Below are 12,543 nucleotides of genomic sequence, written 5' to 3' on the forward strand. Positions count from 1 at the left end.
GTTTTCATTCTGTCAACCACTTTTTTAAGCGTTTTCATTTTTTTAATTTTTAAGAGAAACATGCACCTATTATGAGTTCAATTTAATGCTTAGGGTTGTTTAGAGAGACCGTATGCTTCACGAATGAGTGAGAAGTAATGGTCGCCGCGCACCGCTTCGAACTCAGGGCCAAGTGCCTCTGTAATCTCTGCAACATCTGAAGGAGTCAAGCTCCAGGCCAGCAGGCCGATGGAGACAAATAACGGCGATTTTCCGTCCCAATCCGCTTTTGCCCGCTCCAGAATCTGCAGACCCTCTTGAACGGTGCTGATGCCCTGGATTGTCGATACCGGCAGCGAGTTATCAAGAATTTCCACGCCAAAGCGGTCCTCCCAGCTCAGGAATAAGCCCGGTGCTTTGTAATAGCGCTCATAGGCTTTGGCATAAGTGGAGCCTAGAGGAACGTTCTGACCGTCGATCCGGTTCAACGCGTAAGTCAGATCCATGCCGGATTTTTGCATATACTTATAGGATTGTTTTAAATAATTGGCAAACGTCGATTCCGGCCAAGCTGCGGGATAGAAATACCCGGCTCCGGATGGACCGGCAATAATCAGGTCGTTCGCGCTTGCTGTCTGACGGTAATAGTTCAGGATGGCCGGAGCGGCATCGTATAACAGCGGGCTTGAGGTCCAGTTGATCGGAACCTCTCCCCGTGCTGGATCATCCCACAGAATACGCATGCGGTGCTGGTTGTATTGGAAGTTATCGCCTTCGCTGAAGGTATAAGTCACATAAATCTTATTGTTCAACTTAGGCTGAGGAGATGGTTTGGCCCGTGAAGGCTGTATTTTGGTGCCGGAGAACACGGTCAAATTGCTGAACCAGTCGGCTGCCAGTACATATACGCTGTGATTGGAGGCCACCTCTACAGAGCTGAATTCGCCCTCCACATCATTGCTGAACCAGCCCAGATAAGGGGTTCCAGGTTTAACATCCGCCATTATTTTTTCAAACAAGGCTCTTTGCTTTGGATCATTCACTTCGAGCCAGAACACCATTGCTTTATTCGCTACTGCATAATCTCTGAGATAGCCGTAAGGCTCCTTCTGCTCGGAGGAGAGAGGCTGAATGTTCCCTGCAGAAACCTTAAACTGGTTCCACATATGCACCGTAGCGGTCAACTCACGGGTGCCGGCAGGAGGCGTGAATTTGTAGACGAAATAGCGCCCGTTGTCGGCAAATCGATGCCCGCCGTCGCCAGCGGAGACTTGAGAGTCCTGACGGTCGTATAAGAAGGCTTCTTCTTCCGGCGTACCAGGAATGAATTGAGCAATCGTGTTGCCGTCCGCTTTAATGATCACTTCATGAACCGCCGAGCCCCATCCGTCCTGGGTGAATGCATCATCAAAGCGCAAGTACACGGCCTCTTTACCCAGGAATGAGGTCAAGTCCAGATCATAAGCAGCCTTATTGCTGGCATCGCGAATCGGATCGGTTTCTTGCGCGATAGTTACAAAGGATTCAGGCAGTCCCGCCGGAATCTTGATCGACACGTTCGGGCTGAGGCCAACGAGCATCCGGTGCGTGGTTTTGTCCCAGAGCTGCTCGTATTGCCACGTATACGCGTCCAGCCGATTCTTGAATTTGCCGCGCAAATCCTGAACAACCTTCAGCTTGTAGGGGGCGGCTTGCAGCTTAACGGCCAGCTCGGGGCTGACCACTACGGCATCCTTAAGTCCGGCCAAAGTTGTAGCTACGTTGATGGAATCGGGGATTTCCGGATCATAGATAATCAGGCCTTTCATTTCATTCTTGTATTTCTTCACAATGGTCCAAACATCGTCGTGCAGAACATAAGGAACACGAAGATCCTTCAGCCAGGTCAATTTTCCCTCTTCTTCATTTTCCAGCAGATAGATTCTCGGTTCAGCTCGGTTTACAATGCCTTGGAGAGTAGCCAGGAGTAGCCGGGTATCTCCTGAGGCATCCAGCACGTTGGCAACATCCAGATGCTTAACGCTTGCAAAGCTGGGAAGTGCTTGCGATGCGGGCCAGCTGATTTGATTTTTTTGTGTAGAACCTGTAGAGGAATGTGCAGATGCTGAGGCGGTGCCAAAGACTAAGGACAGTGTACAACATACAACGAAACATCTGATCGCGAATGTTCGAATCAAGTTCGTTCACCTCATATCCTCGAATTGGGAGTTATCGTCCGGAGTCGCAGGCCGGCATGAATTTCCCTCCTTTCAGACCCTATATTTTAGGTTTAACGACAACACCTAAACAATATGTTAAATATATCCAATGTAGTTTGTCAATAATTTAAACAATATTTCAGGAGATTGACTAAATGACATAAATGATATAACGTAAATATGTAATAGAGAAATGGTAAGGAGAACCCTATGCAAAATGAACGTAAACCGTTATATATGCAGATTCAACAGTACTTTAAGGATTTGATCCTGTCCGGCAAGCTGCGGGAGGCAGACAAGATCCCTTCGGAAAAAGAATTGATGGAGCAGTTCGACGTTAGCCGGATTACGGTGGCAAATGCGCTCATCCAGCTTGCGAAGGAAGGGTGGATTTACCGTATTCCCGGCAGAGGAAGCTTTGTCAGCGAAGAAATCGGCGAATTATTGTCACATCAACATCAGCAGGAGGGGACTGCACGTCTGCTACCGGAAGGGAGCGGCATCAGCTTTGCGCAGGCGGGGGCAGGCCATGTAGCTAACGGGGATAGATCGCTGGTTGTGCCCGGGCAAAATGAAATATCCCCAGGCTCCATGACGATAGGATTGGTTATGCCGCTTCTGGTCGATTACTTTGCCATCCGGCTGCTGCAAGGAATCAACAGTGTGATCGAGAATAGTCCCTATAACCTGCAAATTGTCCTGACCTATAATTCAATTGACCGTGAGAAGGCGGCGATTCAGGATCTAATTCGCAAGGGGGCTGCTGGACTGATCATTTTCCCTTCCGATGCCGAAATGTACAACGAGGATATCTTGTCGCTTAAAATGCAGGGCTTCCCGTTTGTTCTGATCGACCGGTATTTGCCCGGCGTGGCCACTAATGTGGCGCGCAGTGACGGGATGGTCGGCGGACAGCTTGCCGTCGATTATTTATGGGGATTAGGACATCGTGATATTGCGATTTGCTCGGATTCTCCCTTGCCGACGATTACCGTGGAGGACCGGATTAACGGATACATGGAGGCTATGAAGCAAAAAGAGGCGATGATTAATCCGGCGCTGATCCTGACAGACTTTAATGTGGATTACAGTGAAATTGATAAGAAACACCCGCTTTACCGGTTCATTAAAAATCAAATTGCCACCGCCTATATTACGCTGAATGGCCGGCTGGGCCTGCATATATACTCCATCTGCAAGGAGCTGGGCCTCCGGGTGCCTGAGGACGTCTCGATCCTGACGTTTGACGATCCCTCCCCGGGACTGCATGAATGGGGCTACTTCTCCCATATTTCTCAGTCGGAAATGGAGATGGGAGAAGCGGCGACGCAAATTTTAATCGATATTCTGGAGGGCGGGGATTCCAGGGAGCAAGGCTACACCAAGGTGATCCTGGAGCCAAAGCTCATTGAGAGCCAATCCACAGGCCCTTTGCGCAGATAGAGAGCAGGATAGAACGGGGCAAATGGTAATGAAACAATCATGAATAAGGATCTAAGACACTTGACCTTTGCGTCAGGTGTCTTTTTTTGAAGCAAATTAGCGATAAATGATATATCTAATATCTTGACATAAATGACATAGTGCAATATATTTAATAATACAATTCGAATTGTAATCCTCAACATGTTTTTGCAGGGCAGAAATCACTAGGAGGTCGCTTGGCTATGGAAAAAACGGCAGAACAGGAGGGAAGAGTTTCTTTCAACCGGCGTATGGGCAGACATAAGGATGCCATTATCGCCGCCGTCATTCTGATACCGATGTTTTCATTTTGGCTCGTCGTATCAGGATTCCCAACATTGTTCGGTTTCGCACTCGGATTTTTTGAGTGGGTCGGATTGGCGGATACGCCGAATTTTATCTGGTTCGACAACTTCGTCAGCTTTTTTAACAATCCGGTATACACAGACGCTTTGTGGAGATCGATATGGCTGGGCGGGCTCGTAACGGCGATTACGCTTGGCGCGGGATTCGGGGCCGCGTTACTGATGAACATGCCTCTCTTCGGCAAAGGATTCTACCGCTCGATCTGGTATATCCCGGCTGTCACAGCAACAGTAGCCACAACACAGGTGTTTAACATTTTTCTCGATTCGAATAACGGAGTGATCAATAACATTCTCAAGGCCTTGGGCAAAGATCCGATTGTATGGCAGTATTCCGTAGGCTGGGGTATTTTCTGGATCGTAGTCTATTCGGTCTGGAAGGGTGTCGGGGGTGCGGCGCTAATCTGGCTGGCCGGACTGCAGTCCGTGGATGCGTCATTATACGAGGCGGCGGAAATGGATGGAGCAGGTCGATTCAGCAAGCTCCGTTATGTAACCATGCCTGGTCTAAAGCCGATTGCGACCTACATTGTAATCACGAACCTGATCGGAGCTATTCAGATTTACGAGCAGGTACTGTTCATTACAAACGGCGGACCCTACGGGCAGACTGAGGTGCTTGTTTTCCGGATTTACCGGGACGGCTTCTGGGATTTCAATCTCGGGATGGCCGGAGCCTCATCGCTCATCATGGCGATCATCGTCATCACAGCTACGGTGCTGTACTATAATTGGTCAACCAAATCCGACAAGCAGACAACGATTCCGATTAAGCCTGTGAACCGGAGCTCGAAGGGGGGAAGCAGCCATGTCCGGAACACGTAACAAAAATTTCAAGAAGCAGTTCAAGCCGGCCTATTTTTTCGGCCATATTGTGTTGCTCGGCATCGGCCTGATTTTGCTCTATCCCCTGATCTTTATGGTGCTGGCCGGATTTTTTACCAAGACAGAATTTACGGCAACCGTGTTGGGGATCTTCCCTATTCCCAAGCAGCCGACATTAGAAAATTTTAAAGCCCTGATTATTGGATCGACGGACTCCTCGGTAGCGATGTACTTCCGCAACTCCGTGATCCGGACGGCATACAACACCTTCTGGGCGATCCTGACTTCATTTCTGGCAGGGTATGTATTCGCCCGTCTGAAGTTCAAGGGGCGCGAGGTGCTGTTTCTGATTATGCTTGCCACGCAAATGATCCCGGGCACGCTGGCTATTATCCCGACTTATCTGGAGTTCGCCAGATTTCCGTTTGCGGGCGGGAATGATATTTTCACCGGCGGTACAGGGATCCTCAATTCCTGGTGGGTGTATTTGATTGGCGGGCCGAGCATCAATATTATGGGGACGTTTCTGGTCAAGCAGTCGCTTGAAAAGGTACCGATTGAAATCGATGAAGCTGCAATCATGGATGGAACCGGAACGTTCCGGCTCATCTTCCAGATCCTGTTCCCGCTGCAGTTGCCGATCATGGCCTTTATTGCGATTACGACAGCGCTCGGGACATGGAATGATTTCATTACACCGTTCTTCTACACAACAAATGATAATTTGCAAACGCTTCCGGCAGCGATCACCCGATTATCGTCGGTCGGCGCCAGTCCGGGTGCTGTAATCAACTATCCAATGATCATTACCTTAAGCCTTGGCATCACGATTCCAGCCTTGCTGATTTTTGCCTTCTTCCAGAAGTATATTGTACAGGGATTGGCAAATACCGGCATTAAGGGCTGAGCGACTGGTTCGAATATGCATTATCTATAAATATCATGGAGGGGTTCAAGTATGGTATTGAGAAAAATGACGCTCATCGCGCTCACGCTTATGCTTACGATTGGTCTGGCCGCTTGCGGCGGAGGCGGAAATAGCAGTGGAAATGGAAACAACCAGGCCGGCGGCCAATCCGGAACCGATAATTCGCAAGGAACTAACGAAACTCCGGGAGGAGCAACGATTACCGTCCTCAATGAAGGTGCTGTTGGGGTAGGAGTCGGCGTGCTGAATGATTTGCTGGAGAAAAAGAAGCAGGCGCTAATCGCCGATGAGGCCATGAATCCTAGAGTCGTGGAAGAGGACTTCAGCTATACACCTGGAGAGCCGCTGATGGCTGGCGTCTTCCCTTACTTCTACCAATCCATCATGCTGGAGAAAATGGAAGCTCAGAATATTACGGTAAAAATGGAGGATTGGGGCTGGGGCGAGCAGCTGATCCAGAAGCAGACAGCTGGATTCCTGGCAAAGAATATCCCTGACATTATCGTAGGGGAGACACAAATGCCCGGCTTCGCCCAACAAGGCTTGCTGGAACCATTCCCAGATGATATGGCACAGGAAATTCGCGACAATGTAGCGCCTGCAGCCTGGAAGCCGATGGAGTATGACGGAAAGATTTACGGCTTCGCTTCGCAGCCTGGGGTAAGCAGCTTGTTCTGGAATAAAAAGCTGGTAAAAGAAGCGGGCCTCGATCCTGAAAAGGCTCCCGCAACCTGGGATGAATTACTGGAAAATGTACAGAAGGTAACGGAAGCAGGCAAAGGCAAGTACTATGGCGGCGGCGTATATGCCGGTCCAAATGCGGGCGGTTATTTGCGCTATGGTACGCTTCTGGTCATTAACGGCGGCGGGTTTGCTGATGATCAAGGTCAGCCGGTCTTTAACAGTGAGGCGAATGTGGAAACGGTACAGTTTTTGAAAGAGCTGAATGCGGCCCATCCGGCAGGATTGATGGCGAATACAAATGAAGGAACTTATTTCGATGCCTTCAAAAAAGAGCAAATCGCTTATCTGATTGACGGTCCATGGCGCGCTATTGAGAGCTCGCAGATCGGCATTGACTACGGCATGTCGCAAATTCCGTTAAGCTCTGACGGCAAGGCAGGGAATATTACGATCGGCGCGGCATTCCACTCGGTGCCTAAGGACGCGAAGAACAAGGAAGCGGCGTTTGCTTATATCCGGGCGATGTATAGTGACGAGATTCAGCAATTGATTGCCGACACTGGCGTGCGTTCCACGGTGCTGAAGTCCATCGCGGAGACAGACGAATATCAGGCAGCTCATCCGGAAATGTACCAGCATTACCTAGCCATGGCCGGAAATGTGCAAGGCCTTCCTACCTTTGCGAAGGAAGATTCAAAGATATGGCAAATGTTTGGCGATGCGGTCACAAAATCATTGATGACGAATGGGGATATCAAGTCTATTCTGGACGATGCACAGAAGAAGGCGGAAGCGATAACGAAGTAAACTACATTGAAAGAGTGATCCAGCATGCCTTTTGAAACAAATCCAATCATGACCCAAAAAGCAAAGGGACGTTTGTCCAAGCTGCAAAGCTACATTTATGAGCCAGTCTCCTCTCTTGGAGTTACCGCTTGGGTAACCAAGGAGCCCGTGAAGTATGAGGACCGGATCACCGGAACATCCATCAAGCTGAAACCCGGTGATAAATGGGGGAATTTATGGGATTGCGCCTGGTTTCATTTCCAGGGAGAAGTCCCAGCCTCGGCTGGGGGAGCAAAGGTTGTCTTGTTGATTGATATCAACGGGGAGCTGTGCCTTGTGGACGAAGCCGGAACGCCGCGACAGGGGTTGACGAATGTAAGCTCTGAATTTGATTACAGCTTGGGCATGCCCGGCAAGCGCGTAGTGGATATCACCAACGAAGCCCGAGGCGGCGAAGTGATCGATTTGTGGGGAGATGCAGGCTGTAACGATCTGTTTGGTCATTATCGCAGCGGCACGTTGAAGGAAGCTTGCATTGCCATCTGCCATGAAGAGGCGCGACAGCTTTATTACGACCTGGAGGTATTGATCGAGCTGTCAGAGCAACTGCCTGATTCCAGTGCCAGAAAGGCGCGCGTGCTGCAGAGTGTCTATGAAGCGTCCAATTTGCTCGCCGAAATCAATGAAGAAACCGTCCGGTTAGCCAGAGCCAGAGTTGCGCCGGAGTTAGCTAAAGAAGGCGGGGATCCGGTGGTCACCGTCAGTGCCGTCGGGCACGCGCATATTGACCTGGCCTGGCTCTGGCCGATCCGGGAGACGATCCGCAAGGGCGCCCGGACCTTCTCTACTGCGCTTCGGAATCTGGAGAAATATCCGGATTACGTGTTCGGGGCGAGCCAGCCTCAGCTATATGCTTGGATGAAGGAATACCATCCTGAGTTATATGCAGAGGTGAAGGAACGTATCCGTGAAGGGCGCTGGGAAGTCCAAGGCGCGATGTGGGTAGAGCCGGATACGAATATCTCCGGAGGCGAGGCGCTGATTCGGCAAATTTTATATGGAAAGAGATTCTTTCGGGAGGAATTCGGCCAGGACATGAAGGTGCTGTGGCTGCCTGACGTATTCGGCTATACGGGGAGTCTGCCGCAGCTGCTTAAGAAGTCCGGTGTCGACTATATGATGACGCAGAAGCTGTCGTGGAGCGTCTATAATAAACATCCGCATCACAGCTTCATATGGGAAGGTATTGACGGTACGAAGGTGCTGACGCACTTGCCGCCGGAGGATACGTACAACAGCCCGGCGGCTCCGCGCTCGCTTGCCAAGATCGAAGAGAGCTATCTGGATCGGAGCGTGTCGGAGCATGCGTTAATGCTGTTTGGTATCGGTGATGGCGGGGGCGGCCCAGGAGAGGAGCATCTGGAGCGCCTGTCCCGGGAGAAGAACCTGCTGGGCTTGCTGCCGGTTGTTCAGGAGCCTGCCATTACGTTCTTCCATCGGCTGGAGGAGGAGGCTTCACGCTTCCAGACTTACCGCGGTGAATTGTATCTGGAGAAGCATCAGGGAACCTTGACTACGCAGGCAAGGAACAAGTGGTATAACCGTAAGCTGGAGAAGGGCCTGCGGGAGTTGGAATTTGCGGTATCCTTGCTATGGCTGCTAACGGGCGACGATCATGCTTATCCGGCTGAACGGCTTGAGGTGATCTGGAAAGAGGTTCTTCTGTACCAGTTCCATGACATTCTCCCGGGCTCTTCAATAACAAGAGTATATGATGAATCCCTGGAGCGGTACGGCAAGCTATTGAGTGAAGTACAGACCATGATTAACGAAGCTTACAAGCAGCTTGCAGGCTTATCCGGAACACCTAAGGGAGAGTCCGTTCTGTTCAATTCACTGCCTTGGGACCGATTGCAGTGGCTGGAGCGCGGAGGCAAATGGCATTATGTGCAGGTTCCGGCAATGGGCTGGAAATCGCTTGCAGACGCTGAAGTGAAGCATCCGGATGAGCTGCTGGCCGCGGAAAACTCCAAGCTGGAGAACGAACGGCTCAGAGTTCTCTTCGATGAGGATGGCAGTATCCTTTCGTTGTTCGACAAGCTGGCTAATCGCGAGGTGTTGAAGCAGGGGGCGAAGGCCAATTTGTTCACGGTTTATCACGACGATGGCGATGCCTGGGACTTCCCGCGCGACTACCGGGAGATGATCGCCGGAACAATGAAGCTTGAAGCTGTAAAAGCAAGTCTTTCGGGACCTTATGCTGTCATTGAGCAAGAATACCGCTTCGGCAAATCCACGCTGAGACAGAGAATCTCCCTGGAGCAAGGCGGAGAACTGCTTCGGTTCGATACAGAGGCGGATTGGCACGAAGCCGGTAAAATGCTGCGCGTTGCCTTCCCGGTGAATGTGGCGGCAGATCTGGCAAACTGCGAAATTCAGTTTGGTGTGATGAAGCGGCCTACAACGCGCAACAATCAAATTGAGTTTGCCCGCGATGAAATTTGCGCCCATCATTACATCGACTTGTCTCAGCCGGACTACGGCGTGGCCTTGCTGAATGACAGTAAATATGGACACAGCGCGGAGAACGGGGTACTAGATCTGAATCTGCTGCGCAGTCCTTCTTACCCTGATCCGAAGGCCGATGTGGCTGAGCATAAGTTCACATACGCGCTGTATCCGCATACGGGGGATTACATCGAAGCAGCTGTATACCGCAAGGGTTATGAGCTGAACATCCCGCTTCATGCTGTGGAGACATCGGCGGCGAGCCGGGGAGCAGATACTATGAAGCTTCCGGAAAGTCTGGTGCAAATCGACCATCCGAATGTCATGATCGAGGCTATAAAAAAAGCTGAAGACAGCGGTCATTTAATTCTGCGACTGTATGAAACGGCAGGTGCGGGAGCCGAGGTCCGGTTATCCCTTTCTCTGGACTGCCAGACCATCGAGGAGACCGATTTGCTGGAGAATGCGACTGAATTACTGGTTGAACGAAAGAATGAGGCAAGCTTGTGTTTTACACCGTTTGAGATCAAGACCATCCGCATAAAGCTTGCCTAAGCGAGGGGGAGACGCATCGTGAGCGGAAGATCACGAGCAGAGGAGCGAACAGGCTTTCAAGAGGGAAGCAGCTTCGGTTCGGCATATGATCTGCAGGCCGATTTCGTGATGGTGTACGGCATCAATGATTCGATGCCGCGCAGAATTGCCGAATGGGCCGCAAAAGGATACCGAGTACACCTAATGACCGGCGTATCCTGGGGCGGTTATCAGGATTACTTGAACGGTAAGGTAGACGGACAATCCCACTGGGATGAAGCACAGAAATATCATGACGGCGAGACGATTATCCACGGAACTTCAGCGGATATCCCCTATATGGTGCCGACGGTGAGCTACAGTGATTTCCTCGTGGAGCGGATTCGTCCTGCCGTGGATGCGGGCGTTGAAGCGATCCACCTGGAGGAGCCGGAGTTTTGGGTGGAGGGCGGTTACTCCGAAGCCTTCAAGCGGGAATGGCAAAATTATTATAATGAGCCATGGATTCCGCCGCATGCCTCGGAGGATGCACAATATCGCGCCTCCAAGCTGAAGGCCTATCTGTATACCCGATGCCTGGATCGCATCTGCTCGGCACTGAAGGAATATTCGCTGGTTCGCTATCAGCGGCCGCTTCGATTCTTCGTACCGACGCACAGCCTGATCAATTATACGCAGTGGAGGATTGTCAGCCCGGAATCACGGCTGCTGGATTTACCTTCGATTAACGGCTATATTGCACAGATCTGGACGGGAACCTCACGTACGGCAAATGTGTATGAAGGGACACGTGCAGAAAGAACCTTCGAGACGGCATTTCTAGAATACGGCATTATGCAGGAGCTGGTGCGCGGCACAGACCGAAAGATGTGGTTCCTGCATGACCCGATCGAGGACGATCCCAAGCGGACATGGGCGGATTACCGGACTAATTACATCAAGACGCTGACCGCTTCACTGCTTCACCCGGATGTTGCCCGCTTTGAGGTATCTCCTTGGCCAAGAAGAGTCTTTGAGGGGCAATATCCCGCGGAGCATGGAAATAGGAAAGAGGGGATCCCCTCCGATTATGCGAGCACCCTTCTGGCCGTTATGCATTCATTAGGCAATATGGAGCAGGAGGATGTCCAGGTCTATGGGAATCCGTCGGTAACCGGGGTTCTGCTTGCCGATTCAGCGATGTTCCAGCGCAAGGTGATCGGAACGGAAACGGCCGGATTCATGATGAAGTATGACGGCACCAATGAGGTGGAGCTGACCGATGAGGCTGCGGTGGAATTGCTGAACCTGTCGGATTTCTACGGCTTAACGCTTCCATTGGTGAAGCATGGCCTTCCGGTAAGGCCTGTCCAGTTGGATAATGTACGGCGGTTTCCCGGTTATCTGGACGGCTACCGGGTGCTTGTGCTCAGCTATGAGTTTATGAAGCCGGAATATCCGGATTTGCATAATGCGCTGGCTCAATGGGTACGGGAAGGCGGGGCACTGATCTATGTCGGTGACGACAGCGATCCCTATCACCAAATCCGGGAGTGGTGGAATCAAGGGAAGCGAAAGTATGCTACGCCGCGAGCCCACTTGTTTGAAAGCCTTGGCTTGGACAGTGCTGCTGTCTGTGAAGGGATATCCCGTGTGGGGAAGGGGACAGTTACCTTCTTGCGCACACATCCCAAGCAACTGGCACAAAGCCGTTATGCGGCGGACATTTACCGGGCCAAGGTTCGCGAAGCCATGGCGGCGTTGAATGACTCCTCTGAGACCGGAGAAGCGGCCGAAACGGGGAAGAGGGAACCGCTGCATTGGGAGCCGCTTAATTATTACCGGATTCGCCGAGGACCTTATGTGGTGGCATCCGTGATGACGGAATCCGTCAACGATACACCGCTTATCCTGCAGGGGCGGTATGTTGATCTGCTGGAAAAGGGGCTGCCTGTACGCGAGCAAATTACTGTTCCGCCCGGACAACAGGTCTTCCTTTATGATCTGGATTACAACGAGCCGCAAGGCGGAAAGATTGTGGCAGCCTCGTCCCGTGTCGAGGATTACAGTGAGAACGACCGGACGATCACATTTACCGCCAAAGGTCCCCGCCCGCTTCAGGCTATTGTGCGGATACGCTGTGAGTCAAGGCCTGAAGCTGTCACTAACGGGACTGATCCGCTCCACTATGAGTATGATGCCGCATCACAAACATTGGTTGTTTTTTATGAGCATGGAGAAGAGGGTACGAACATTAAGATTGTAAAATAAGTTTAGGGTCCGGCCTTTTGCC

7 protein-coding genes are annotated in these 12,543 nt (G+C 51.2%); 6 read left to right on the forward strand and 1 reads right to left on the reverse strand.

The features are described 5' to 3' along the window. Window positions 1–89: 89 nt before the first annotated feature. Window positions 90–1,976 (reverse strand): GxGYxYP domain-containing protein, encoded by a 1,887-nt coding sequence (locus KQJ23_RS13205; protein ID WP_430522300.1) that lies wholly within the window; start codon window positions 1,974–1,976, stop codon window positions 90–92. A 411-nt stretch (window positions 1,977–2,387) separates the two neighbouring features. On the opposite strand from KQJ23_RS13205, the gene KQJ23_RS13210 reads away from it, so the two are divergent. The 6 genes from KQJ23_RS13210 to KQJ23_RS13235 all read left to right on the forward strand — a co-directional run bounded on the left by KQJ23_RS13210 (window position 2,388) and on the right by KQJ23_RS13235 (window position 12,521). Beyond that, on the forward strand, window positions 2,388–3,620 hold the full coding sequence (locus tag KQJ23_RS13210) for a GntR family transcriptional regulator (protein WP_216479349.1): 1,233 nt from the start codon (window positions 2,388–2,390) through the stop codon (window positions 3,618–3,620). A 224-nt stretch (window positions 3,621–3,844) separates the two neighbouring features. Beyond that, window positions 3,845–4,831: a carbohydrate ABC transporter permease gene (locus KQJ23_RS13215; protein WP_216479350.1), complete on the forward strand. Its 987-nt coding sequence runs from the start codon at window positions 3,845–3,847 to the stop codon at window positions 4,829–4,831. Further along, window positions 4,815–5,738, forward strand: a complete 924-nt coding sequence (locus KQJ23_RS13220; RefSeq protein ID WP_216479351.1) for a carbohydrate ABC transporter permease — start codon at window positions 4,815–4,817, stop codon at window positions 5,736–5,738. Before KQJ23_RS13215 ends, KQJ23_RS13220 begins: the two co-directional genes overlap by 17 nt. A 51-nt stretch (window positions 5,739–5,789) precedes the next feature. Then, a complete protein-coding gene (locus KQJ23_RS13225; RefSeq protein WP_216479352.1) occupies window positions 5,790–7,250 on the forward strand; it encodes an extracellular solute-binding protein in 1,461 nt (486 codons plus the stop codon). A gap of 48 nt (window positions 7,251–7,298) precedes the next feature. Beyond that, window positions 7,299–10,292 (forward strand): alpha-mannosidase, encoded by a 2,994-nt coding sequence (locus KQJ23_RS13230; RefSeq protein ID WP_249529733.1) that lies wholly within the window; start codon window positions 7,299–7,301, stop codon window positions 10,290–10,292. An 18-nt stretch (window positions 10,293–10,310) separates the two neighbouring features. After that, the gene (locus tag KQJ23_RS13235) at window positions 10,311–12,521 is read left to right on the forward strand and encodes a hypothetical protein (RefSeq protein ID WP_216479354.1); all 2,211 of its coding nucleotides are present in this window, start codon (window positions 10,311–10,313) and stop codon (window positions 12,519–12,521) included. Window positions 12,522–12,543: the final 22 nt, after the last annotated feature.

Source organism: Paenibacillus brevis (assembly GCF_018919145.1).
GTDB classification, from domain to species: Bacteria; Bacillota; Bacilli; order Paenibacillales; family Paenibacillaceae; genus Fontibacillus; species Fontibacillus brevis.